Raw genomic sequence first — 25644 nt, forward strand, 5'->3', positions numbered from 1 at the left:
GCTCAGGCCCGGCCGCCGTAGCGGGTCCGGCCGGAGTCGGTGACGTCCTTGCCGAGCCGGCGGGTCAGGTGCAGCCCCTCCAGGACGAACTCCACGCCGGCCGCGGCCTGCTCCGGGGTGGGCGCGTCGCCCAGCCCCAGCCGGTCGAGCGCCTTGGCCAGCCCGGGGACGGTGCCCACCTGGCGCAGCAGCTCGGCGGAGCCGACCAGCTCCCCGGTCTCGATCACCGCGTCCTCGTCGACCAGCGCGGTGAAGCCGGAGAGGTCCAGCCCGGCCAGCCGGGACCGGAACGTCTCGGCGGTCGCGGTCCGCAGCAGATGGCCGAGGATCTCCACCTCCCGCCCCTCCTCGCCGCTCTCGAACTCGACCTTGCCGCGCAGGGTCGACGTCACCGGCACCGCGTCGCCGACCCGGGCGACCGGCGCCTCGGGGCGCACCCCGTCGGCCGGCTCCGTGCCGGCGGCGAGCAGGCCGGCGCGGCGCAGCGCGGCGGCGGCGACCGTCTCGGCGGCGGCGATGGCGAACCGGGCGGAGACCCCGGAGCGCGGGTCCACCGACGGCGACTCGCGCACCGCGCGGGCGAACCGCGCGAGCACCTCCAGCACGTGCTCGGGCACCTCGGCGACCAGGTCGACCTCCTGCCGGATCAGCTCCAGCTCCAGGTCGAGGTCGACCGGGTAGTGGGTGCGGACCTCTGCGCCGAAGCGGTCCTTAAGCGGGGTGATGATCCGGCCCCGGTTGGTGTAGTCCTCCGGGTTGGCGCTGGCCACCAGGAACAGGTCCAGCGGCAGCCGCAGCTGGTAGCCGCGGACCTGGATGTCCCGTTCCTCCAGCACGTTGAGCAGCGCCACCTGGATCCGCTCCGCCAGGTCGGGCAGCTCGTTGACGGCGAAGATGCCCCGGTTGGTGCGCGGGACGAGGCCGAAGTGGATGGTCTCCGGGTCGCCGAGGGTGCGCCCCTGGGCGATCCGGATCGGGTCGACGTCGCCGATCAGGTCGCCGACGCTGGTGTCCGGGGTGGCCAGCTTCTCGCCGTAGCGCATCGAGCGGTGCAGCCACGCCACCGGCAGGTCGTCGCCGGCCTCGGCGACCAGCGCCCGCGAGCCCGGGGTGAGCGGGTGCAGCGGGTGCTCGTTGAGCACCGAGCCGGCGATCACCGGCGTCCACTCGTCGAGCAGGCCGACGAGCGAGCGGATGAGTCGGGTCTTGCCCTGGCCCCGCTCACCGAGCAGCACCATGTCGTGCCCGGCGAGCAGGGCCCGCTCGACCTCGGGCAGCACCGTGTCGTCGTAGCCGACGATGCCGGGGAAGCGGTCGGCGCCGGACCGCATCCGGGCCAGGAGGTTGTCGCGGAGTTCCTGCTTGACCGTGCGGTACGCGTGGCCGGCCGCCCGCAGCTCGCCGAGCGTGCGGGGCAGGTCGGCCGGTGGGGCCGGGGTAACCGGGGAAGGCGCAGTCACCCGACCCACGCTAGCTCACGAAAGCGGGGACGCCCGGGCCGTCGACCGGGCGCCCCCGCCGGCGGGACGCTCAGCCCCCGCCCGCAGCGCCGGCAGGCGCCCCGGCGGCGCAGGTGGTACGCGTACGTGGCGGCGCCGAGCGCGACGCCCCAGAACGGCCAGAGCAGCATCGGGGCGGTGGCCGCGCCGAGCCCGGAGAAGTCCCAGAAGTCGGGGGTGGCGAGCAGGCCGAGGGTCGCCGCGGTGACCGCCACCGCGACCAGCGTCGCCGGGACGACGGCCAGCCCGACCGGCACCGGCCGCCCGGCCAGGCCGACCATCCAGCGCGGGAACCGCTCCCCCCACCGCTGCACCAGCCCGAGGGTGAGGACCGCGCCCACCAGGGCGAAGCCGCCCAGCCCGGCCCCGGCCCAGACCAGCCCGGACTCGCGCATCCCGTCGAGGAACGACCGGTCGATGCCGAGCGGGACGCCGGCCGCCCAGGCGAGCCGGGTGACCGCGTACAGGGCGGGGATGGTGGCCGCGGTCCAGGCCGCCACGCGCCCCCAGCGGGCGGCCAAGGCGGGCGAGGTCCAGCCGTGGTCGGCGCCGTCGCGCCCGCACGCCGGGCAGGCGCCGGCGGTGCGCCGCCGCCAGCGCAGCGCCGCCCCGGCCAGCAGCACCCCGCCGACCATGGCCGCGAACCGGGCGAACAGCGCCCAGGTGAACACGTCGGCGTAGTCCACCGGCGGCCAGCCGAACGGCGCGCCGACGATCAGGATCGGGGCGTAGCCGAGGATGGTCAGCACCCCCACGTCCGGCACGACGACGGCGAGCAGGAAGGCGACCGTCCAGGCGTACGCCAGCAGCAGGGTGCGCAGCGGCCGGGCCGGGCGGGGGGCCGGGCCGGTCATGGCGAGCGCGGCCACCGCGGCGCCGAGCAGCAGCACGGCGAACAGGGGTGGCCCGACGTCGGTCGGGACCAGCCGGAGCAGGTTGGCGTCGCCGCCGCGCGGATCGTTCGCCCCGAACGGGTAGCCAGCGCCGGTGACGGCGGAGACCAGGGCGAGCAGGCCCCAGAGGCCGAGCCAGCCGGCGGCCAGCGGGGCGAGCCGGTCGGGGGCCGGGCCGTGGGTGGGAGCATCGGTCGTCGTCATGCTTCCCAGCCTCGGCCGACGGGCCGCGCCCGCCCTCCCGTGCGGCGGTGAACCGGCTCCCCCGCGGGAGGGAACGTTCAGCCCGACGGGGTGACGAACCCCGACTCGTACGCCGCGATCACCGCCTGGGTGCGGTCGCGGACGCCGAGCTTGGCCAGCACGTTGCCGACGTGGGTCTTCACGGTCTCCACCCCGACCACCAGGTGCGCCGCGATCTCCGGGTTGGACAGCCCGGTGGTCATCAGCCGGAGCACCTCGGCCTCCCGGTCGGTGAGCCGGGCGGCGGCCAGCCGGTCGGCGCCCCGCCCCCCGTACGCCCCGGCGAGGCGGCGGATGGCGGCCGGGAAGAGCAGCGACTCGCCCCGCGCGACCACCCGGACCGCCTCCACCACCTCGGCGGGCCGGGCCCGCTTGAGCAGGAACCCGCTGGCCCCGGCGCGGAGCGCGTCGTAGACGTACTCGTCGTTCTCGAACGTGGTGACCACCAGCACCCGGGGCGGGTCGGCGGAGGTGGCGAGCAGCCGCCGGGTGGCCTGGATGCCGTCGATGCCGGGCATCCGCACGTCCATCAGCACCACCCGGGGGCGCAGCCGGGCGACCAGCGGCGGCACCTCCGCGCCGTCGGTGGCCTCGCCGAGCACCCGCAGGTCGGGCTGGGCGTCGAGGATCGCCCGCAGCCCGATCCGGATCAGCTCGTCGTCGTCGACGATCAGCACGCCCGTGGTCGTCGTCGCGGTTCCGGTCGTCATCGGGTCCCCTCGAACGGCAGTCGCACCCGGATCCGCCAGCGGTCGCCGTCCGGCCCGACGGTGAGCCGGCCGCCGAGCAGCAGCACCCGCTCCCGCATCCCGTCCAGGCCCCGGCCGCCCCGCCCCGGGTCGGCGCGGCGTCGCCGGCCCACCGCGTTGTCCAGCTCCAGCTCCAGCGCGTCGGCCCGCACGTCGAGGCGCAGCGCGACCGGTCCCCGACCGTACCGGGCCGCGTTGGTCAGCCCCTCCTGGACGATCCGGTAGCCCTCCCGGGAGACCGCCGCCGGCAGGTCGGCCGGGTCGCCGGTGCGCCGGGCGTCGACCGGCAGGCCGGCCGCGCGGGTGTCGGCCACGAGCCGGTCCAGGTCGGCGAGCGTACGCTGCGGCGCCGGCGCGGCCCGCCGGCCGTCGGGCTCGCGGAGCAGCCCCAGCACGTGGTCCAGGTCGTCCATGGCCCTCCGCCCGGCCTCCTCGATCGCGCCCAGCGCGCGCCGGACGAACTCCGGGTCCCGGTCGAGCAGCTCGCGGGCGGCCCCGGCCTGGAGGGTGGCGACGGTGAGGGCGTGGCCCACCGAGTCGTGCAGCTCCCGGGCCAGCCGGTTGCGCTCGGCGAGCCGGGTGGTGCGCGCCTCCAGGGCCGCGATCCGTTCCGCCTGGGCCGGGCCGAGCAGCACCGGGGCCATCGACACCGCCAGCGTGCCCAGCCCGGCCACGGCGTAGCCGAGCGCCACCAGCAGGACGATCCCGGTGAGGGTCAGCCAGCCGGTGTCCCGCCCGTCGAACGGCCCGAACCGGTCACCGCCGGTCATCGGAGTGTCGAGGCCGAACTGCTGCCCGATGAAGGCCAGCGCCATCGGCACGGCGCTGAACAGGGCGGCCACCACGAGCCCGCCGCTGACCAGGTGCAGCCCGATCCAGAGCGCCGAGCGCAGCCGGGTCTCCCGGTCGACGGCGTGCCCGGGCGCCGGGTCCGGCAGGTCGACGCCGAGCAGGGCCCGCGCGGCGGCGATCTCCAACGCCCGGGGACCGTCGAGGAAGACCGGGACCGCCGCGACGGTCGCCGCGACGCCGAGCAGGGCCAGCACCAGCGGCCGGGGCACGTCCGAGCGGGTCAGCATCTGGGCGAAGGCCACCGCCAGCAGCACGTACGGCAGCACGAGCACCCCGCCGAGCAGCAGGAACACGCCGCGCCGCCAGGTGCTGCCGGCCACCAGCGGGGCGAGGACCGTGCGGGGTTTCACCCGCCCATTCTGTCCCGGTCCCGCCCCGCGCCGACTCCCCCGCGTCGGGGAGATCGGCGACCCGCCGAGGTGCGTTCAGCGGCGGTGCTCGTCGACGTAGCGCTGCGGGTCCTTGTCGGCGAAGGCCAGGTCGCGGCCGAACTTGTGCTCGCCGTGGAAGGTCAGCCAGCGGCGGCCCAGCTCGGCGCGCAGCTCGGCGCTCGCGTGCCGGCGGAAGTCGGGCAGCGCCTCGTCCTCCTCCTCGGCGAGGTGTTCGCTGTTCTCCCGGCGGGCGGTACGCACCGCCGCCCACCACTCCTCGGAGCCCACCGGGTGCAGCTTGGACTCCGCGACGGCGTCGCGGATCTTGTTGTGGTCGCCGATCGCGTCGACGGTCTCGGCCTCGCCGTCGTCGCCGTGGCGCACCAGGTGCGGGTAGAGGATCGCCTCCTCCGCCTCGGCGTGGACGTCGAGGTGCAGGGCGAGCGCGTCCCAGATCGCCAGCAGCTCGTGCTCGTCGCGGGCGTCGTCGAGGCGGGCGAAGCCCCGCCGGAAGGCGGCGTGGTCGTCGAGGATCAGCGCGGTGATGTCGTCCATCGGCTCACCTTCCGGCACGGGCCCGGAGCAGGCGGGGCGCCGCCGCGAGCCCGGTGATCGGGCGGAACTCCCTGGCCGCCCGGGCGAGCGCGGCGTGTTCGTCGTCGGCCAGGTCGATGTCGGCGGCCGCCGCGTTGCGTTCGACCTGTTCCACGCCGGACGCGCCGGGGATGGCCAGCACGTTCGGGTGGCGCAGCAGGTAGGCCAGGGCGATCTGGCTGGGGGTGGCGTCGTGCGCGTCGGCCACCTGCCGCAGGGTGTCGATCAGCGTCGCGCCGCGCTCCAGGTTTTCCGGCAGGAAGTACGGGTTGGCCCGGCGCACCGCCCCGCTCGGCGGGTTCTTCGCGTCGTACCGGCCGGACAGGAAGCCCTGGGCCAGCGGGCTGTACGCGATGACCACGCGGCCGGCCTGCCTGGCGTACGGCAGCAGGTCGTGCTCGGGCCCGCGGTCGACCATGCTGTAGCGGACCTGGTTGCTCAGCACCCGCCGGCCGAGCGCCGCCTCGGCGACCTGCCAGCGGCGCAGGCCGTAGTTGCTGACGCCGACCTCGCCGACCAGCCCGACGTCCTGCAACGCGCGCATGCCGCGCATGGTGGTGTGGTCGGCGACCAGCGGGTTGGCCTGGTGCACCTGGTAGAGGTCGAGGTGGGTGACGCCGAGCCGGGCGGCCGAGGCGACCGCCCGCTGCTGCACCACCGGGGCGACCGGCAGGATCGGGAAGATCTTGGTGGCGAGCACCACCTTCGGCCGGTCGTCGCCGAGCGCCTCCCCGAGGATCCGCTCGCTGCGGCCGAAGCCGTACAGCTCGGCGGTGTCGAAGACGGTGATGCCGAGGTCGACGGCGCGCCGGACGATGTCGGCCGCCCGGCGCTCGTACTCGGGGCCGTAGCCCCACTCCCGGGACCCGAACTGCCAGGTGCCGAGGCCGATCTTGGAAAGGGGCTTCGGGGTGTCGAGCGGGACGAAACGCATGGTCCCGAAACTACCCCGGGGTCCGTCGCGGCACGCCCGTTCGCCGCGCACGGCCGGGACCGGCGGTCGCCACGGGGTCGGCGCTCCCGGCGCGGGCCTACGCTGGTGCCCATGGCCACGGGAGACACCGGAGTCGGGCCGCTGCTGCGGGAGTGGCGCCGGCGGCGCGGCCTCAGCCAGCTCGAACTCGCCTCGCGGTCCGGGTCGGCCGCCCGGCACATCAGCTTCGTCGAGACCGGCCGGTCCCGGCCCAGCGAGGAGATGGTGCTGCACCTGTCGGAGCACCTCGACGTCCCGCTGCGCGAACGCAACGCCCTGCTGTACGCGGCCGGCTACGCCCCCCGCTACGCCGACGCGCCGCTGGCGGCACCGGGCATGGCGCCCGTACGCGAGCAGCTACGGCACCTGCTGGCCGCGCACGAGCCGTACCCGGCCTTGGTGGTCGACGCCGGATACGACGTGGTCGCGTCCAACCGGGCCGTGGCGCTGCTCCTGGCGGGCGTCGACCCGGCGCTGCTGGAGCCGTCGCCCAACGCGATGCGGCTCACCTGCATCCGGCCGGGATGGCGCCGCGCATCCGCAACCTGCGGGCCTGGCGCGGCCACCTGCTGCACCAGATGCGGCGCCAGCTCGCCACCGTCCGCTCGCCCCGGCTGGGCGCGTTGTACGACGAGGTCGCGGCGTATCCCGTGCCGGAGCGCGACGACAACGACGACCACGCGGCCGGCGGACCGTTCGCCCTGCCCCTCGTCCTCGACCACGAGGGCGAGGACCTCACCTTCCTCTCGGTGATCACGACGTTCAACACCCCGGCCGACGTCACCGTCTCCGAGCTCGCCCTGGAGACCTTCCTTCCCGCGGACCTGCGGACGGAGAAGCGGCTGAGGCTGCTCATCGGCTAGCGACCGCACGGGCTACCGCGCCTCGGCGGGGGCAGCCGGCGGTAGCAGGTCCTCCGCCAGCTCCGCCGCCACCCGCTCCGGCTCGGCCAGGGCACGCCACGCCGGTACCCGACGGACAGGCTGAAGGCCGCTGGCGACGTCGAGATGCGCGAGCACCTTCCGTAGCCGTCGGCCGTCGGGATCCCCCGCCGGGTCGTCGACGACGACGGCCAGCTCGACGTCCGCGTGCCGTACCACGAGGTCGGCGGTGCGTCCGGCCAGGGCGACGTCACGCCGGACGGTGAGGCCGGCGTCCCGGAGGGCCCGGTGCAACCGGTCGGCCGGCCCGGTCGTGGCCGCCGGTCCGACGCCGGCGCCGCCCGGGCCGAGGGCCAGTGCGGCGAGCAGCCCTCGTTGACCCGACCACCACGAACGGTCGCCGACCACGACGAGCTGGGAGCGGGCCCGGGTGATGGCGACGTTCCACAGGTTGGTCTGGTGCACGAGCCAGCCCAGGGTGCGGTCCGGGATCCCGTGCGCCCCGACCGGCGAGACGACCATGATGTCCCGCTCGCTGCCCTGGAACTTGTGGATGGTCGCGCAGAGCAGGTTGTCGGTGAGCCCGGCGTCGCGCAGGGCCGCGGCCAGGCGCCGCTGGTGCGCGGCGAGCGGCGTGACGACCCCGATCGACGCGTCGGGGTACGCCGTGCGCAGCTGCGCCACCTCGCACGGCGTTCAGCCCGAGCGTCCTCACGAGCACGTCCACGGTGGCGACCAGGGCGTCTGCGTCGCCGGGCGTGAAGGCCTGCTCGACGCGCTGCGCCAGCTCGTCGCCTTCGATGGAACAGGTCGACGAGCGCGGGGCTGGGACGCGGCGGGAAGGAGGCGTGCAGGACGTCGTCCGCCCCGACCGTGACGTCACAGACCAGCAGCGGGGCGAGCCGTACGGGCTTCTGCCGACCGGGCCGCACGGCGACGACCGGGTAGCCGTACTGCAACTCCCTGCCGTCGGCGCGGGCCCGGGAGGCCAGACTGGCCGCCGCGCCACGCAGCCGGCCGGGCCTGTCCGAGGTGAAGACGGGCTCCGCGCCGGGCGACGCCGCGACGTACGCCCCGGTCGCGCGGGGATCGATGAGGGACTGCAGTACGGTCGAGCGCCGCATGCAGTTGACGTAGTAGGTGATCAGGCGGCGCCACTGGTCGGCGTCGAACGGCGCCTCGTCGGAAGGGCTGCTCCCGGCCGACGCGGCCTGCCCGGCGGCGGCAGCAGCGGCGGATCCCGGCGTCGTCGCCAGCCGGATCGGCTCGGTGACCCCCTCACTCGACTCGACCGGGTTGTGCTGCCGCCGCCGGGCATCTCGGTCAGGGCGTACCGGGAGAGGTCGTTGGTGGTGATCCAGCCGTCGTCCGCCGTCCCCTCGGCCGCACCCCGCAGGCCGGCGAGGAGCACCTCGGTGAAGATCGACGGCTGGTCCCCGCCCTGCGCCTTCGACGCCTTCATGTGGGTGCTGGAGGTCAGGATGAAGGTGCCGCGCTCACGCTTGGCGCGGCGTGGCTCCTCGCGTACGCCGCCACGGAAACGGTGCCGGGCCGTGAACGCGCCGGAGAAGCAGCAGTCGAGGAACACCACCTTCTGGCTGGCCTTGGTGTTGTTTAGCAGGTGACGCAGCGTGCCGTCGGTGTCGAACGCCGTCGCGTGCAACTGCCCGCAGACCGTGTCTGTGGCGGCCAGGAACAACGACTGCCCGTCGCCGTGCAGCACCCCGTGACCGGAGTAGTAGAGCAACGCCAGGTCGCCGTTGCGCCGCACGCCGTAGAACTCCTCGACGGTCTGCCGCAGGCGGCTGGCTGGCAGATCCACTTCCGCGTGTACGGAGTCGAACTCGCCGGCGCCGTCCAGCAACGCTGTTGCTTTGCAGGAAGGCCAGAACCACGTCGACCAGGGCCTGCACGTAGCCGGGTTCGGCGCCCGCCAGCACCGTCACCGCGCCGAGCACCAGTTCGCCGACGCCCTTGGCGTCCGGGTCCGTGGCGAGGTGCTCCACGCGTTCGACTTCGCCGATCTCGCGGAGGTCGTCGGCCAGGTCGTCGGTGAGCTGCCCGAGGACGAACTCGTCGTCGTCGGCGAGCGGCGTGAAGTCGATCCGGATGTGGACGTGGGCCACCCGACCTCCTTGATCTGCGGTGCTACGGAGGCGGTGGTGTGGCAGGCGACGACTGTCGACTTTCCGATCGATCCCACTCCTGCGGGGTTCTCCGCTGCTTTACTGCCGTGCCGGCGACAGGTATACGTGCCTTTGCCGTCAGCCGTCCGCCGGGCTGATTGACGCCCCGCCGGGCCACCGGACAGGAGGCCGGGGCACTTGGTGCACGGAACACCCGTTGTGGCATCCTTCACGAAAGTTTGGAGTCAACGCCGGACGGAGCGCAAGCGATGAGTGTGGCCGATTCCCTGAACGAGTCGTCCGACCACGACGCTATGGCGGAAAAGTGGCTGCCGGTCTGGGACGGGTTGCGCTCTTTCGAGGCGGACGGTCTTGTCGAAGGCGATGACGCGCGGCCACGCTCCTATGTCGTCAGCATGTTTCCCTATCCTTCCGGCGACCTGCACATGGGCCACGCCGAGGTGTACTCCATCAGCGACGCCATCGCCCGTTACCTGCGGATGAGTGGTTCCAACGTCCTCAATCCGATCGGCTGGGACTCCTTCGGTCTGCCCGCCGAGAACGCCGCCGTCAAGCGTTCACTCGATCCCCGCAGCTGGACCTATTCGAACATCGCCGTGCAGGCCGAGTCGTTCCGGCGACTGGGCATCTCGTTCGACTGGCGCACCCGCCTGCACACCTCGGACCCGTCCTACTACCGGTGGAACCAGTGGCTGTTCCTCCGCATGTTCGAGGCCGGCCTCGCCTTCCGCAAGGAGGCGGCGGTCAATTGGTGCCCCAACGATCTCACGGTGCTCGCCAACGAGCAGGTCGTGGGCGGGCGGTGCGAGCGCTGCGGCACCGAAGTCGTGCAGCGGGCCCTGACCCAGTGGTTCTTCCGCACCAGCGCGTACGCGCAGCGCATGCTCGACGACATGGCCCAGCTCGAAGGGTCCTGGCCGGCCGAGATCCTCGCCATGCAGCGCAACTGGATCGGCCGATCGGTCGGCGCTTACGTCGACTTCGCGGTCGAGTCCCGAGCCGAGCCCGTCCGCGTCTTCACCACGCGCCCCGACACCCTGTTCGGCGCGACGTTCTTCGTGGTCGCCGTGGACTCGGCGCTCGCTGAGGAACTCTGCTCGCCGGAGCAGCGCGACGAGTTCGAGCGCTACCGCGCGGAGACCGCGACGGCGACCGAGATCGAACGACTGGCTAACGACCGGCCGAAGACCGGCGTCTTTCTCGGCCGGCAGGCCGTCAACCCGATCAACGGGGAACGGATCCCGGTCTACGCGGCCGACTACGTGCTGGCGGACTACGGCACGGGCGCCGTCATGGCGGTACCCGCACACGACCAGCGCGATCTCGACTTCGCCCGCGCACTCGGCCTGCCGGTGCGCGTGGTCATCGAGACCGGTGCGGCTGACCCGGCCGAGACCGGTGTGGCCGCGGAGGGACCGGGCCTGCTGGTCAACTCCGGCCGATTCGACGGGGCGACGATCACCGACGGTGCGGCGGCTGTCATCGCCGCGCTGGAGGAGGCGGGCGTCGGCACGTCCGCCGTCACCTATCGGTTGCGCGACTGGCTGCTGTCGCGCCAGCGGTACTGGGGCACGCCGATCCCGATCATCCACTGCCCCGACTGCGGCCTCGTGCCGGTGCCGGATCACGACCTTCCGCTGGAGTTGCCCAGCCAGGGCTACCAGCTGCGCCCCGACGGCGGTCGGTCGCCGCTGCAGAGCGCCGAGGACTGGGTACGCGTGCCGTGTCCAAAGTGCGGCGGACAGGCCGCACGGGACACCGACACGATGGACACGTTCGTGGACTCGTCGTGGTATTTCCTGCGCTACCCGAACCCCGACTACGCCGACGGCCCGTTCGCCCCGGCCGGGGTGGCCCGGTGGCTGCCCGTCGCCGAGTACGTCGGCGGCAAGGAGCACGCGACCGGCCACCTGATGTACGCCCGCTTCATGACCAAGGCCCTGCACGACCTCGGCCTGGTGCCGTTCGTCGAGCCGTTCGCCAAGGTGATCAGCCAGGGTCAGGTGATCATGAATGGCAAGGCCATGAGCAAGACCCTGGGCAACGTGGTCGTGTTGCAGGAGCAGATCGCGCAACACGGGTCCGACGCCGTTCGCGTGACGATGCTGTTCGCCGGCCCTCCGGAGGACGACATCGACTGGGCCGACGTCTCGGTGACCGGATCCGTCAAGTGGCTCCGCCGCGTGCTGCGGCTGGCCGACAACGTCGCGGCGGTGCCCGCCGACGGCCCCGGCGACCAGGCGCTGCGCCGGGCCGTGCACCGGCTGATCGCAGCGGCGACCGAGGCGATGGACCATCGGCGCCTCAACGTCGCCATCGCCCGGCTGATGGAGCTGACGAACCTGCTGCGCAAGGCGATCGACACCACGCCCGGCCCTGCCGATGCCGTCGTACGGCAGGGCACGGAGGCACTGGTGCAGATGCTGTCATGCTTTGCGCCGTTCACCGCCGAGGAGGGCTGGCAGCGACTGGGCCACGAACCGTCGGTCGCCACCACGTCCTGGCCGCAGGCCGATCCCGACCTCCTGACGCAGCAGACGACGACCTGCGTCTTCCAGGTGAACGGCAAGGTACGGGACACCGCCGAGGTGCCCACCGCCATCTCCGACGAGGAGGTGCGCGAGCTGGCCCTGGCCTCGCCCCAGGTACGCCGGGCCGTCGGGGACGCGCCGATCGCCAAGGTCATCGTCCGGGCACCCCGGATCGCGAACGTCGTCACCGGCGGCTGACCCGCCCGGGGATCGCGCCGACTCCCGTACCAGACCCTCTGGCCGTCGCCGTTCCGCTCCGTACGGCGGCGGCCACCAGCAGCGGCGCATCCAGGTGCCGACGGCGGCCTCGTCGACGCGGCACCCGAGCCCTGACGGCGCGCCGCTGAGTTCACACCGGCGCTGTTCCGCCTCGTCGAGGGCCACCTGATGGCGCTGGCGTGACCTGACGACACGGGCGGTGGCGCACCGTGCTGGACGTACCGCGCGTCCGTACGCCCCTGACCCCATCTTCCGCCGGAACGCACCGCCACGCTGGCCCGCCTGCTGTCCGAGCAGGCGAAGGCGGCCGTGCGGCTGTGTCCCCCGCCGCTCGATCCGGCCGCGGTGGGCGCGCACGGGATACCGATGGCGAACCTTGAGGCCCCTGGTTGGGTTGACCCCCGGTGGCCGGGTCGGGGCGTGGGCACGGCGACTGGTCCGGAAGATCGCGGCTCGGCCGTTCGGGGTTGCGTCGACGGCACTGTCCGCCACGACGCCGTCCGGCGTCGGCCCGGCGATCAGGTGGCGGTGAAACGTCTTGGGCACCCCGCGCCGCGAGGAGGAGCGCGGGCCGCAACCTGCTGGTTCACCGCGAGCAACGCCCACGCCAGCCGTCCAATGTGTCCTCGATCGACATACTGGAGTTCCGGAACAAGCTGACGAGGTTCACATGACAGTGCCCGACACCCACGCCACGAGCATGCCTTAATCGGGAACAGCCGTTCGCGCGGCGGTTCCGGCGGTACCCATCGCTGAGAAGGGACATGGCACATAAAGATGGTTGAACGAGACCTGACGAACACCGAGTCGGTCGGCCAGCGGATCCAGGCGCTTCGTCTTCGCACCGGTCTGACGCAGCAGCAGCTCGCCTCGAAAGCCAACATCAGCCTGGGTGGACTGCGTGATCTCGAGCAGCACCGGGTCAGTCGACCACGGGCCAGTACGTTGTACCGCCTCGCGTCCGTGCTCGGGCTGTCGCCGGCCGAGGCGCGTGACCTGATCCAGCTCGGCCAGGAGCATCCGCTGCTGGCCAGGGATCTGCAGATCAGGGTGCTGGGTATCCTGTCCGTCCGGGTCGACGGCGTGGCGGTGACCCTGGGGTCGGAACCCCGACGCATCCTGCTCGGCATGCTCGCCCTCTCCCCACGCGTGCCGGTCAGCATCGAGTCGCTGGTGGAGCAGGTGTACGGACGCAGGCCGCCGCCGAAGGCGGGCGAGCTCGTGCGGTCCCAGGTCTCTCGGCTGCGGCGCAAGCTGCAGTCCACCCAGTCACCGGCGCGAACCAGTGACGTGCTGGTTTCGGCGGGCGGCGGGTACATGCTCACCGCCGATCACAGCCAGCTCGACCATCTCGCGTTCGAGCGTCTGGTGTCCCGGGCCCGCCGCGACCGGGACGCCGGGCGGCTGGAGGAGGCGTTCACCGTCTACCAGCAGGCGATCGGCCTGTGGCGCGGCCAGACGTTGGAGGACCTGCCGATGCTGCAGGTCCAGTCCGCGGTGGCGGCGCTGAACAGGCACCAGGAGATGGCGATCCTCGAGTACGCGGCCACAGCGAGTGCCTTGAACCGCCACGATGACGTGCTACCGGTGATGTATCGCCTCATCGAGGCCAACCCGTTGCACGAGCCGGCGCACGCCCGGCTGATGGTCGCCCTCGCCGGGAGCGGGCAGCAGGCCGCGGCGCTGCACGTGTTCATGGGGTTGCGTGACCGGTTGGCCGGCGAGCTGGGTCTGGATCCCAGTCCTGATCTGCGTGACCTGCACCAGGCGATCCTGCGTGGCGAACTCGACAGTGTGAGCAGCGTGCCCTACTTACCCTCGGCGCCCTCCAGACAGACAGTCGTCGTCGCGAGGCCGGTGCCGACTCAGTTGCCGACCGCGCCGCGCGGCTTCGTCGGCCGCGCCGAGTCCATCGCACAACTCGACGCCATCCTCGCCGACGACCAGCATCCGACCGCGGTGACCAGCGTCGCCATATCCGGCATGGCAGGCGTGGGCAAGAGCGCGCTCGCGGTGCACTGGGCCCGGCGCGTGGTGGAGCAGTTCCCTGACGGACACCTGTACGCCAACCTCGGTGGGTTCGGTCCGGAGCCGGAACCGGTGCCGCCGAGCGAGGTCCTTCCTGGTTTCATCGAGGCGCTCGGGGGCAGGGCCGACCGTGTTCCCGCCGGACTCGCCGACCGGGCCAGCGCGTACCGCAGCCTGCTGGCGGGCAAACGGGTGCTCGTGGTGCTCGACAACGCCCGGGACGCCGACCAGGTCCGTCCTCTCCTGCCCGGCTCACCGGGATGCCACATCGTGGTGACGAGCCGTGACGCGCTGCTCGGGCTGGTCGCCGCGGAGGCCACCCATCCACTGACACTCGACCTGCTGACCGCGACCGAGGCGAGAGCGTTGCTGAGCAGGCGGCTGGGCGCCGACCGGTTGGCTGCTGAGCCGGAGGCAACGGACGAACTGGTCGCCCGGTGCGCTCAGTTGCCGCTCGCGCTGGCCGTCGTCGGCGCCAGGGCCGCCATCAACCCCACGCATTCCCTGTCCGCACTGGCCGGTGAGCTCGCGAACGGACGGATCCTGGACGCACTGCACGACGGCGACCCGTCGACCGACCTGCGAACGGTGTTCTCCTGGTCCTACCGCAACCTGAGCTCGAGAGCGGCGCGACTGTTCGTCGAGCTGGGAACGCGTCCACAGACGGAGATCGATCTGGCTGCCGTGGCCGCGGTCGCCGGTGAGCCCACGGAACACGTCCGCCCATCGCTCGACGAGCTCGTCCGTGCTCACCTGATCAGGGGCATCCTGCCTCGGCGGTACGGCATGCACCCCCTGCTGCACGCGTACGCCGTGGAGCTGGCGGCCGGCGCGCGGCCACGGGTGTGACGGATCGACCGTCGAACGTGGCGGCGACACCCGTAGTCGACCCGCTTACCGGCAGCGCCGAAGACATTGACCAGCGCTTTTGGCCGGCTCGGATGATCGCGGTCGTGTCCGCGTCCGGCCACGCGCGCGCACAATCATGAAACGCGTCAGTCCGATCACCACGATGGAAGTCTCCATCGCCAGCGATCTACGCCCTTGGAGGCCATGTGGACGTCAACCCCAGTGTCGCAACCGCACGTTCGCTGGGCGGATCGGGGCTCACGGTCTTCCCGGTCGGCCTCGGGTGCATGGGCATGTCGCAGGACTACGGACCAGCCGACGACGACGAATCCATCGCCACGATCCGGCACGCGATCGATCACGGCGTGACGATGATCGACACGTCCATGAGCTACGGCGCCGGTGACAACGAACGACTCGTCGGCCGGGCCCTGGCCGGGCGGCGGGACGAGGTGGCGCTGGCGACAAAGTTCGGCATCCTGCGGGAGGAGCGGGACGGTCCGGCACGGGTCTCGGCGAGGCCGGAGGACGTCGCGCGCTTCTGCGACGCGTCGCTGTCCAGGCTGAACGTGGACCACATCGACTTGTACTACCTGCACCGCCTGGACCCCGACGTGGCGATCGAGGAAACCATTGGTGCGATGGGCGAACTCGTCACCAAGGGAAAGGTGCGGTATCTCGGGGTCTCGGAGATCGGGCCGGACGACCTCAAGCGCGCCGCGGCCACCCACCCGATCGCCGCGTTGCAGTACGAGTGGTCCCTGTGGTGGCGTGATCCGGAGGACGACGTGGTCCCCGCCGCACGTGAGCTCGGCATCGGGATCGTCCCGTACAGCCCGCTCGGCCGGGGCTTCCTGACCAGCAACGACCTGCGGACGACGGATCTGACCGCCGGCGACGACCGTCACCTCGACCCGCGCCTGCGTGGCGAGCACCTGGAGCGCAACAGCGCCGCCCTCGCGCAGATGCGTGAGCTCGCGGCGGAGACCGGCACCACGCCCGCTCAGCTCGCACTCGCCTGGCTGCTGGCGCAAGGCGACGACATCGTGCCGATTCCCGGCACCCGCAGCCGGGCTCGGGTCGCCGAGAACGTCAAGGCCGCGACGTTGTCGCTGTCGGACACGGACCTGGCACGCCTGGAAGCCGTGGCGTCCCGGTCGGCGTGGTCCGGAGACCGCCAGACCTTCGCACCGCACCGCACGAGCCGGCGGGCCACCGACACGACGAAGACACTTGGGGAAGCACAGCGTGACAGCTGAAGCAGTGGAGACCAGTGCCTCGGGCGCGGTCGCGAAGAACCTGCAAACGGGTCCGGTGTGGTGCCACACGGAGTGGGATCCGCTGGAGGAGGTGATCGTCGGAATTGTCGACGAGGCACACTTCCCGCCCTGGCACATCGCGCTTCCGCCGGTGTTGCCCACCAATCAGCACGACACCTTCCAGCGCAACGCGGGCAAGCCGTTCCCACCGGAGGCGGTAGCGGCGGCCAGGAAGGAGTTGGACGAGTTCGTCCACATCCTGGAAGGCGAAGGGGTGACCGTCCGGCGGCCGGAACCCATTCCCCAGAACGTCCCGTACAGCACGCTCGACTGGTCCAGCACGGGCATGTACGCGGCAATGCCGCGCGACGTCCTCCTCGTGGTCGGCGACGAGATCATCGAGTGCCCGACCGCGTGGCGCTCCCGCTATTTCGAGACTCTCGCCTACCGGCCGCTGCTCAAGGAGTACTTCCACGGCGGTGCGAAGTGGAGCGCCGGCCCGAAGCCGGAGCTGAAGGACGAGCAGTTCGACTCCACCTGGGTCGATCCCGGCGAGGATGGGCCACGGCGGCTGGTCGTGACAGAGTTCGAGCCGACATTCGACGCGGCGGACTTCACGCGGTGCGGGCGCGACATCATCGCCCAGATGAGCAATGTCACCAATGCGTTCGGCATCGAATGGCTCGCCAGGCACCTCGGTGACGACTACCGGATCCACGTCTTCGAATTCGAAGACACCCATCCGATGCACATCGACGCGACCCTGGTTCCCATGGCGCCCGGCAAGGTGTTGATCAATCCTGAGCGCATCCGCAAGGTGCCGGACCTGTTCAAGGGCTGGGATGTCATCACCGCGCCGAAGCCCATCATCCCGGACTCGCACCCGCTGTACATGACCAGCAAGTGGATCAACATGAACATCCTCATGCTGGACGAGGAACGGGTGGTCGTCGAGCGTCAGGACGAGCCGATGATCTCACTGCTGAAGAACTCCGGCTTCACTCCGATTCCCTGCAACTTCCGGAATTTCAACAGCTTCGGCGGATCGTTCCACTGCGCCACGTTAGACGTGCGCCGCCGGGGTGCTCTGCGATCCTACTTCTAGGGGGCTGACGTGCGGGTGTGGAAGAACACGCCGAAGGACGCCCTGCTGCTCGGATACAGCGTCGCGCAGCTGGTGGTCACGCTCTGGCTGGCCACCGTGTGGGAAGAGTCATCGCTCCTCTGGAAGGTGGCTTCGACCGCGGGCATCGCCGTGCTGATGTCCTACAACATCATCGTGGTCAGCCACCTGTTCACCCATGTGCCATGGTTCACGTCGGTACGGTTGAACGCGATGGTGTCGCTCCTGAACTCGGTCAACATCGCACAGTCGGTTCAGGCGTACCACCTCACGCACGTACGCAACCACCACCGATTCAACAACGATCCGGTAGGCGAGGACGGCGCCACGAGGGATCTCTCGTCCACGTATCGCGACGGCAAGGACGGCGAACACGCCCCACTCCTGCGCTACGCCGTCGGGGGCGCGCTGGACAGCCTGAAGAACCGCGCCCGGGAGCTGTCCTATGTCTACCGGCTGTGGCGGGTCGGCGACGACGAGCACGAACTGCAGTCGCTCGCCTCCCGCCGCGAACCCCGGCGTAGCCGGGAACTGCTCCAGGTACGTGCCGACCGGGCCGCGTACTGCCTGTCCATCGTGCTGTTCGCGGCCGTCTCATGGCAGTGGGCCCTGCTGTCGTACCTGCCCGCGACCTTCCTGGCGCTGACGATGGTGAACGTGCAGAACTACTACCGGCACTACGGGGCGGACCCGGGTGACCGGGCGGCGGACTCGGTGAGCCACTACAGCCGCCTGTACAACAAGTTGACGTTCAACGACGGGTACCACCAGGAGCACCACCTCAGCCCGAACTCCCACTGGTCACAGCTGCCCACGGTGCGGGAGAGGTTCCGCGACCGGCTGGACGGCAGGACGCGGATCATCAGCCCGGTGCCCGCGATGCTCGGTTTCCTCCACACCCGCCGTTCGCTGCTGCACCACGACAGCGTCGGCGAACCACGATGACCGCGACCGAGAACGGAGAAGCCCGTGGACCACAAGGCGACGGTGTCTCGGATCACGGGCAGAGCGCTGTCGCGTGAGGGGTTCCGGCTACACGAAACCGTTCGCGAGGTCGACGTCGATGCCGTGTTCGACGTCCTGCGAGGCGAACTGGCCGCGTACCGGATCCGCAACTTTGTCGCTCCGGCGGACTGCGCACAGATTGCCGCGAACTTCTGGGCTTCCGACAGACGGACGCCACGCTACGGCGACGGTGCGGACGGCGTCGAGGGCTACCTGGTCGGCGCCTCGCACATCGAGATAACCACCGACGAGTACCTGACCCGGGCCGCGCGGGTCGCTCACGCGGTTGCCGATCTCTACCGAGACGCCACCAACCCGGTGGCGGAGTTCCGTGACCGTCTCGCCGGCCAGGGCCTGGTGAAAGGGGTCCGCCCGGCCACGCACGACGGCCGCGCCGCCGGTGACTCCAAGGCGGTGTGCTGGAACAAGACCGGCGAATACCTGCTCATGCCGCACGACGACCTGGCTCAGCTCAGTGACCCGCTCCAGGCGGGTTTCGAGGTGCAGACCGTGCGGCGGGTGATGGCGGTGAACGTCTACCCGCACGTCCCGGTGGGAACAGGTCAAATCAAGCTGTGGAACGTCGAGCCGGATGATCCCAGCAGGGACCGGTTGGGGCTCACGCACAGCGGATTTCCCTATCCGCCGGAGTTGCTCGACGACATCCCCAGCCTGGTCGTCCCCGCCGACACCGGGGATCTGTGTGTCATCAACGGGAACCTCGTGCACGCGGTGCTCGGTGGACCGCTGCCGGACTCCGGCAGGCGGTTGCTGCTGACCTGCTTCACCGGCCTGACCGGGGACGACGAGCTTATCTGGTGGACCTGATGCGCCGAGGAGACAACTGTGCCTGACCCGACGCAACCCGGCGCCGCCGGGGTTGACCCGGGGCGTTCGGCTAAGCTCAAGCGGCTGATCGACGCCCGGTTGCGGGCCACCACGCAGGACTCGTTACGGCGGCGCGACGCCGGCTCCTCCCCCGTGGCGTCCTACGCCCAGGAACGACTCTGGCTGACCGAACAGTTGCTCGACGAGCGCTCCGCGTACAACGTGCACCACGCGTTCCGCCTGCACGGGCCGGTGGACGCCGGGGCGCTGGAGCGCGCGGTCGCCGAGGTCGTCCGGCGTCACACGGTGCTCCGCACCGTGTTCACCGAGCGCGACGGTGTGTTGGAGCTGAGCGCCAGCGCCGACTCCTGGCTGGACTTCGAGCACCACGACCTCGTCGGCCACAGCGACGGTGCCGAGCAGTTGGCGCGGTTGCTCGAGGGCTGCGCCTTCGGCGTGTTCGACCTGCGGCTCGGACCGCTGATCCGTGGCCTCTTGGTGCGGGTCGACGACGAGGAGTTCGTCTTCGTCCTCGTCGCCCATCACATCGTGGTCGACGGGTGGTCGATGACCATCTTGTGGGACGAGTTGTCCCATGCGTACCGGACGGCGACCGACGGCGATGCCCCGGGTCTTCCCGAGGTGTCGCTGGATTACTCGGACTACGCGGCCTGGCAACGGGAGTGGCTGGAAGGCGCCGCCGCGGAGCGACAGTTGGCCTACTGGCGGGAGCATCTGGCCGGCCTGGTCACGACCGAGATCCCGGCCGACCGGCCCCGCCCGGTCGTGAGCTCCGGCCGGGGCGGCGTGGTGAGCTTCGAGGTGCCGGACGCGGTGGCGGGACAGTTGCGTGAGGTGGCGCGCGACTGCGGGGCGACGCTGTTCATGGTGGTGCTGGCCGCCTGGTACGCAGTCCTGACGCGCTGGTCCGGGACGACCGACGTGGCCGTGGGCACTCCGGTCGCGGGCCGGAGCCGGGCGGAGCTCGAGCGGATGGTCGGTTTCTTCGTCAACACACTGGTGCTCCGGGTGGAGCTGTCCGGCGATCCACGCTTCAGCGAACTCGTCCGGCGGGTGCGCGACGTCGCCACGAGTGCGTACGCGCATCAGGACGTGCCGTTCGAACGGCTGGTGGAGAAGCTGATCCGTCGGCGCGATCCCGGCCGTACGCCGTACTTCCAGGTCATGTTCTCGGTGGAGGACGGCGAGCCGGCTGTTCCGCGACTGCCGGGCGTCGCGGTGACCCCGATGCCACTGGGCGTCGACACGGCCAAGTTCGACCTCGGCGTCCGCGTACAGGTCGAGGGCGACAGGATCATCGGCACCGTCAACTACTCGGCGGACCTGTTCGACCGCGACACCGCGCAGCGCATCGCGACGCACTACGAGACCGTGCTGACGGCGGCCGCCACGTCACCGGGCGCGCCCCTGAGCGCTCTCGGTTCTCTCTCCGCCGACGAGCGCGACCACCTGACCAGACTCGGAGACGGGCCGCGAGCCCCTGAGACGCTGCCGTATCTGCATGAGGTGATCACGGAACGAGCCCGGCGCGACGCTGGATCCGTGGCCGTGGTCTGGGACGGCGGCGAACTGACGTACCGCGAGTTGGATCGCCAGGTCGGCGCCGTCCGCGAGTCGTTGAGCGACAGCGGAGTCGGACCGGAGTCCGTGGTGGGCATCCTGATGGAACGCTCGCCGGCGGTCATCGTCTCGATGGTCGCCGTTCTGGCGGCAGGTGGCGCCTTCGTCCTGATCGATCCGACCTATCCGGCCAACCGGATCGAACGCATCGTGACGTTGTCCGGGGCCACGGCCGTCGTGGTCCGGGACGGGATCCGAGCCGACGGGCTGCCCACGTCCGTGACCGCGATCGACTTCGACCGGGCGACGACGCGGCCTGTCGTTCCCTCCGCGCAGCCGGGGCATCAGGCCGCCGACCCGGACACGTTGGCCTACCTCGCCTTCACGTCCGGCTCGACCGGTGAGCCCAAGGGTGTGATGATCACCCACCGGGGACTGGCCAACATGATGCTGGACGTGTGCGACCGGCTCGAACTGACCCCGTCCGACACCATGGGCGCCATCGCGTCCCAGGCGTCCGACGTGGTGATCGTGGAACTGCTGGCGCCACTGGCATGTGGCGCGCGGGTGGCCGTGCTGTCCCGTGAGGTCGCCGCGGACGGCGACCAGTTCGCGGCGGCCATCGATCGGCACCGTGTGACGGTCACGCACGCCTCCCCCGCGACCTCGTCGCTGCTTCCCGAGGAGTGGAGCTCGGCCGAGCTGCGGGTTTCCTCCGGTGGTGCGACGTTGCCCGGCGATCTGGCCCAACGGCTGGTTCCGCGGCTGCACACCCTGTGGAACGTCTACGGCCCGGCCGAAGGCACCGTCTACACGACGATGTACACCGTGGAGGACGGGGCACCTGGCGTCCGGGTGCCCATCGGTCGTCCGATCCGTGGCGCAGTGGTGCGGGTCCTGGACGACAACGGCCAGATGGTGCCCATCGGCGTGCAGGGCGAGCTCGTCATAGGTGGACTCGGGGTGGCGCGCGGCTACGTCGGCAGGCCGGCTCTCACCGCCGAGCGCTTCGTACCGGATCCCTACGGGCCGCCGGGCTCGCGGGTGTACCGGACCGGCGACCTCGCGTCCTGGTCCGCCGACGGATCTCTGATGTACGGCGGCCGGCGGGACCACCAGGTCCAGCTCCACGGGCACCGGGTCGAACTGGGCGAAGTCGAAGCCGCACTGTCCGCTCATCCCGCGGTGGCCCATGCGGTGGTGGCCGTGCGCGGCGAGGAACGTGATCCCGTACTGACCGGCTACGTGGTCTGGCAGACCGGACTGCGGGCAACCTGGTCGGAACTACGCGCCCACCTGCGGGTGACCCTGCCCGACCACATGGTTCCCACCGCGTTCGCGGCACTGGACCAGCTCCCGATGACGCCGACCGGCAAGGTGGACCGGGCGGCCCTTCCCGACGTCGTGGTCACCCGGTCCGAGCGGACCTACGTCCCGCCCCGCGACGACATCGGGAAGATCGTCGCGGGCGTGTGGGAGCGCGAACTCGACATCGACCGGGTGGGGCTCGACGACGACTTCTTCGAACTCGGCGGGCACTCGCTGCGGGCTGCCAGGGTGGTGTCGCGGCTCCGCCAGGCGCTGCGGATCGAACTGGCGGTGAGAACACTCTTCGAGTTCCCGGTGCTGGCCAGATTCGTCGACGCGGTCAAGCGCGCGCGTCATGAGGCACAACCGGAGATACCCCCACGTCCCGACGACGTCCAGGCCCGGTTGTCCGCATACCAGCTACGACTGTGGTTCCTCTACAACCTCGACCCGCGCCGCCGCGACTACAACAGTTACGTGGCGCTGCGGCTGTCCGGAGCGCTCGACGAGCAGGCCTTCACCGACTCGCTGTCGTACCTCGTCACCCGGCATGAGCTCCTCAGGTCACGCATCCACGGCCGGGACGACAACCCGACGCTGGTAACCCTGCCACCGGGTTCCTTCCGCACCGAGGTCGTCGACCTGACCGGAGTCGACCCCGATCGGCGGGACGCCGAGCTGGCTCGGCTGGTCGACGGCTGCGCCTTCGGCGCGTTCGACCTGCGGGTCGGGCCACTGGCGCGGGGCCTGCTGGCGCGGATCGGCGTCGAGGAGTTCGTCTTCGTCTTCGCCGCGCACCACGTGGCGGTCGACGGCTGGTCGATGAACGTCCTGTGGGACGAGTTGTCGCAGGTGTACGGGCAGGTGGCCGAGGGCGGAGCGCCGGATCTGCCGGCCGTGCCACTGCGCTACTCGGACTTCGCGTACTGGCAGCGGAACTGGCTGGACAGCGGAATCGCCGAGCGGCAGTTGGCGTACTGGCGAGCGCAGCTGGCCGGATTGGCGACGGCGCAGGTCCCGGCCGACCGGCCCCGCCCGAGCGTGGCCTCCGGCCGGGGCGGCGTGGTGGAGTTCTCCGTACCGGACGTCGTGGCCGCGCGCCTACGCGAGGTGGCCCGCGACTGCGGGGCGACGCTGTTCATGGTCGCGCTGGCCGGATGGTGCGGGGTGTCGGCGCGATGGTGCGGGACGACCGACGTGGCCGTGGGCACTCCGGCCGCGGGCCGCAGCCGGGTGGAGCTCGAACGAATCATCGGGTTCTTCGTCAACACGTTGGTGTTGCGGATGGACCTGTCCGGTGATCCGGACTTCACGGAGCTGGTCAGGCGGGCCCGGAACGTGGCGCTGGACGCGTACGCCAACCAGGACGTCCCGTTCGAGCGGCTGGTCGAGCGGCTGGCGCCACGACGAGAACCCGGTCGCACGCCGTTCTTCCAGGTGATGTTCTCCGCTGAGGAAGGCGGAGAGAGCCTTCCCGAGTTGCCTGGCATCAAGGTGAGCACCGTGCCGCTGGGCGACGAGGCCGCCAAGTTCGACCTCGCTGTCGGTGTCCGGGTCGACGACGGCCGAATCGCGGGCGCGATCACCTACTCCGTCGACCTGTTCGACCACTCGACCGCACGGCGACTTGCCGACCACTACACGACGTTGCTCGCGACAGCAGCCTCGGCACCCGACAAGCCGCTGAGCGCTCTCCACGGCACACCAGCACCTTCTTCCGCGGAAACGATGTGATCAGGATGGAGAGCAGCAATGGCAGAGCTGGACGGGTCGTCGATCGGGACCGATCTCGATGTGATCGCTCGGGCCAACAGCACACGGGTGGACTTTCCTGACGGCGACTCGACTCTCCATGCGCTCTTCTACTCGTCGGTCGACCGGACACCGGAGCTGCCCGCGATCGTCCACCCCGACGGGGAGCTGACCTACCGCGAGGTCGGCGATCGGTCGGACGCCTTGTCCAAGGCGCTCGTCGCACGCGGAGTCGCGCCCGGCGACATCGTCGCCATCGTCCTGCGGAAGGGATGGGAGCAGGCGGTCGCGGCGCTGGCCACGCTGCGCGTGGGTGCTGTCTTCGTGCCCGTCGACCCGGACTTCCCGGCGGCCCGGATCACCCAGCTGCTCCAGCACTCGGGAGCGGGTTGCGTGATCACCCGCACGGATGTGGACGATCACCTGAGCTGGCCGGAGGGCATCCAGCGCGTACGCGTCGACGACCAGCATCCGGGCGACGCTCCGTTGCCGGCGGTCGTCACCAGCCCCGATGAGCTGGCATACATCATCTACACCTCCGGGTCGACCGGCGCGCCGAAGGGCGTGATGATCACTCACCGGGGCGCGGTCAACACCATCCTCGACATCAACTCCCGGTTCGAGGTCCGTCCCGGCGACCGGGTGATCGCGGTCTCCTCCTTCACGTTCGACCTGGCCATCTACGACATCTTCGGCACCCTCGGCGCCGGGGCGACGATCGTCTTCCCGCCGCACACCGCGGTGCCCGACGCAGCGGTGTGGCTGGACACGGTCAGCCGGCATGGCGTGACCATCTGGAACTCCGTGCCCGCACTGATGGACATGATGACGGAGCTGGCGCAGAGCCGGAGCAACGGCGCGACGGCGCTGTCCACGCTGCGGCTCGTGCTGCTGAGCGGTGACTGGCTGCCGCTGCTGTTGCCGGACCGGATCCGGGCCCTGGCGCCGGGCGTACTCGTGGTGAGCGCGGGTGGCGCGACCGAGGGGTCGATCTGGTCGGTTCTCTACCCCATCGGCGAGGTGTCGCCGGACTGGCGGAGCATCCCGTACGGCAAGCCGATGGCGAACCAGCGATTCCACGTCCTGGACCCCGACCGCAAGCCCTGTCCGATCGGAGTGGAGGGCGAGCTCCACATCGGTGGGATCGGAGTGGCCAGCGGCTACTGGCGCGATCCGGAACGCACCGCGGCGAGTTTCGTCACCGATCCACGCACCGGCGAGGTCCTCTACCGGACCGGCGACCTCGGTCGCTACCTGCCCGACGGGAACCTGGAGTTTCTCGGGCGAAAGGACTTCCAGGTCAAGATCCAGGGCTTTCGGGTCGAACTGGGCGAGGTCGAGTTCGCGTTGCGCGAGCATCCGGACGTGAAGAACGCCGTCGCCGTGGCCCGTCCCGATCCCGCTGGCGACCGTCGACTCTTCGCCTATGTCACCACCAGGTCGGAGAACCTCGACGATGCGGGACTGCGGGCCTATCTCGCCGAGAAGCTGCCGAAATACATGGTCCCGGACGTGGTGTCCATCCTGCCCGCCCTGCCGCTCACGACCAGCGGCAAGGTCGACCGGGCCGCGCTGCCCGAACCTGCGCCCCGGTCTGATCGCCGAGGCGGCCCACGGGCGGCGGACTCGCCCGTCGAGGAAGTTCTCATGAGCCTGTGGGAGGACGTTCTCGGCGCCCCCGTCCCCGGCACCGACGCCAACTTCTTCGAGTCGGGCGGGAACTCACTGGGGGCCATGCGGCTCGTCGCCGCGGTCAACGCCGTGCTCGGCGTGGAGGTGGCGGTCACGCAGGTCTTCGCGGCGCCGACCATCCGGGAGTTCTGTTCCTCGCTCGCGGAGGATGCGCCGACATGGCGGAAGATCACCGCAGCGGCGGAGCAGTTGCTACAGGAGGCATCGGCGTCCAGCGATGCGGCCGTGCGGACGTGACCGGAGGGGACATCGTGCGAGAAATGCCGG

General features: G+C 71.2%; 14 protein-coding genes and 3 pseudogenes. 9 read left to right on the top strand and 8 right to left on the bottom strand.

The features are described 5' to 3' along the window. Nucleotides 1-2: 2 nt before the first annotated feature. The 6 genes from AB0G13_RS02210 to AB0G13_RS02235 all read right to left on the bottom strand — a co-directional run bounded on the left by AB0G13_RS02210 (nt 3) and on the right by AB0G13_RS02235 (nt 6135). On the bottom strand, nt 3-1469 hold the full coding sequence (locus AB0G13_RS02210) for a magnesium chelatase (RefSeq protein ID WP_357867628.1): 1467 nt from the start codon (nt 1467-1469) through the stop codon (nt 3-5). Continuing rightward, nucleotides 1457-2596 carry a hypothetical protein gene (locus AB0G13_RS02215; protein WP_357867631.1) on the bottom strand — a complete coding sequence of 380 codons (1140 nt, stop codon included), beginning with the start codon at nt 2594-2596 and terminating at the stop codon, nt 1457-1459. Before AB0G13_RS02215 ends, AB0G13_RS02210 begins: the two co-directional genes overlap by 13 nt. A gap of 77 nt (nt 2597-2673) precedes the next feature. Then, nucleotides 2674-3345 carry a response regulator transcription factor gene (locus AB0G13_RS02220; RefSeq protein WP_357867634.1) on the bottom strand — a complete coding sequence of 224 codons (672 nt, stop codon included), beginning with the start codon at nt 3343-3345 and terminating at the stop codon, nt 2674-2676. Next, complete coding sequence (locus AB0G13_RS02225) at nt 3342-4586, bottom strand: histidine kinase (protein ID WP_357867637.1); 1245 nt, start codon at nt 4584-4586, stop codon at nt 3342-3344. The genes AB0G13_RS02220 and AB0G13_RS02225 overlap by 4 nt, the downstream gene beginning before the upstream one ends. 75 nt (nt 4587-4661) lie before the next feature. After that, entirely contained in the window at nt 4662-5162 is a 501-nt protein-coding gene (locus AB0G13_RS02230) for a hemerythrin domain-containing protein (protein ID WP_357867640.1), read from the bottom strand. A gap of 4 nt (nt 5163-5166) precedes the next feature. Then, entirely contained in the window at nt 5167-6135 is a 969-nt protein-coding gene (locus AB0G13_RS02235) for an aldo/keto reductase (RefSeq protein WP_357867643.1), read from the bottom strand. Nucleotides 6136-6246: 111 nt separating this feature from the next. On the opposite strand from AB0G13_RS02235, the pseudogene AB0G13_RS02240 reads away from it, so the two are divergent. Continuing rightward, nucleotides 6247-7037, top strand: a pseudogene (locus AB0G13_RS02240) (helix-turn-helix transcriptional regulator). Nucleotides 7038-7049: 12 nt separating this feature from the next. Here the strand turns inward: AB0G13_RS02240 and AB0G13_RS02245 are convergent. Together AB0G13_RS02245 and AB0G13_RS02250 are read right to left on the bottom strand one after the other, a co-directional pair. Next, a pseudogene (locus AB0G13_RS02245) lies at nt 7050-8919 on the bottom strand (AAA domain-containing protein); the annotation flags it as partial. A 1-nt stretch (nt 8920) separates the two neighbouring features. Continuing rightward, nucleotides 8921-9181: pseudogene (locus tag AB0G13_RS02250) on the bottom strand (hypothetical protein); the annotation flags it as partial. 269 nt (nt 9182-9450) lie between these two features. On the opposite strand from AB0G13_RS02250, the gene leuS reads away from it, so the two are divergent. The 8 genes from leuS to AB0G13_RS02290 all read left to right on the top strand — a co-directional run bounded on the left by leuS (nt 9451) and on the right by AB0G13_RS02290 (nt 25614). Next, nucleotides 9451-11931: a leucine--tRNA ligase gene (gene leuS, locus AB0G13_RS02255; protein WP_357867645.1), complete on the top strand. Its 2481-nt coding sequence runs from the start codon at nt 9451-9453 to the stop codon at nt 11929-11931. A 798-nt stretch (nt 11932-12729) separates the two neighbouring features. After that, nucleotides 12730-14829, top strand: a complete 2100-nt coding sequence (locus AB0G13_RS02260) for a BTAD domain-containing putative transcriptional regulator (protein WP_357867647.1) — start codon at nt 12730-12732, stop codon at nt 14827-14829. A 206-nt stretch (nt 14830-15035) separates the two neighbouring features. Further along, nucleotides 15036-16088: an aldo/keto reductase gene (locus AB0G13_RS02265; protein ID WP_357867650.1), complete on the top strand. Its 1053-nt coding sequence runs from the start codon at nt 15036-15038 to the stop codon at nt 16086-16088. Then, complete coding sequence (locus AB0G13_RS02270) at nt 16078-17193, top strand: amidinotransferase (protein ID WP_357867652.1); 1116 nt, start codon at nt 16078-16080, stop codon at nt 17191-17193. Before AB0G13_RS02265 ends, AB0G13_RS02270 begins: the two co-directional genes overlap by 11 nt. Nucleotides 17194-17202: 9 nt before the next feature. Beyond that, entirely contained in the window at nt 17203-18156 is a 954-nt protein-coding gene (locus AB0G13_RS02275) for a fatty acid desaturase (protein ID WP_357867655.1), read from the top strand. Nucleotides 18157-18180: 24 nt separating this feature from the next. After that, a complete protein-coding gene (locus tag AB0G13_RS02280) occupies nt 18181-19044 on the top strand; it encodes a hypothetical protein (protein WP_357867656.1) in 864 nt (287 codons plus the stop codon). 18 nt (nt 19045-19062) lie between these two features. Next, nucleotides 19063-23667: an amino acid adenylation domain-containing protein gene (locus AB0G13_RS02285; RefSeq protein ID WP_357867659.1), complete on the top strand. Its 4605-nt coding sequence runs from the start codon at nt 19063-19065 to the stop codon at nt 23665-23667. An 18-nt stretch (nt 23668-23685) separates the two neighbouring features. Continuing rightward, complete coding sequence (locus AB0G13_RS02290; RefSeq protein WP_357867661.1) at nt 23686-25614, top strand: amino acid adenylation domain-containing protein; 1929 nt, start codon at nt 23686-23688, stop codon at nt 25612-25614. Nucleotides 25615-25644 lie beyond the last annotated feature (30 nt).

Origin of the sequence: Micromonospora sp. NPDC023633 (assembly GCF_040640035.1) — a bacterium.
Classification (GTDB): Bacteria; Actinomycetota; Actinomycetes; order Mycobacteriales; family Micromonosporaceae; genus Micromonospora.

Excerpts from the sequence above, each read along its gene's own strand:
- AB0G13_RS02215 (WP_357867631.1), bottom strand. The coding sequence starts at position 2,596 with ATGACGACGACCGATGCTCCCACCCACGGCCCGGCCCCCGACCGGCTC.
- AB0G13_RS02220 (WP_357867634.1), bottom strand. The coding sequence starts at position 3,345 with ATGACGACCGGAACCGCGACGACGACCACGGGCGTGCTGATCGTCGAC.
- AB0G13_RS02230 (WP_357867640.1), bottom strand. The coding sequence starts at position 5,162 with ATGGACGACATCACCGCGCTGATCCTCGACGACCACGCCGCCTTCCGG.
- AB0G13_RS02235 (WP_357867643.1), bottom strand. The coding sequence starts at position 6,135 with ATGCGTTTCGTCCCGCTCGACACCCCGAAGCCCCTTTCCAAGATCGGC.
- leuS (WP_357867645.1), top strand. The coding sequence starts at position 9,451 with ATGAGTGTGGCCGATTCCCTGAACGAGTCGTCCGACCACGACGCTATG.
- AB0G13_RS02260 (WP_357867647.1), top strand. The coding sequence starts at position 12,730 with ATGGTTGAACGAGACCTGACGAACACCGAGTCGGTCGGCCAGCGGATC.
- AB0G13_RS02290 (WP_357867661.1), top strand. The coding sequence starts at position 23,686 with ATGGCAGAGCTGGACGGGTCGTCGATCGGGACCGATCTCGATGTGATC.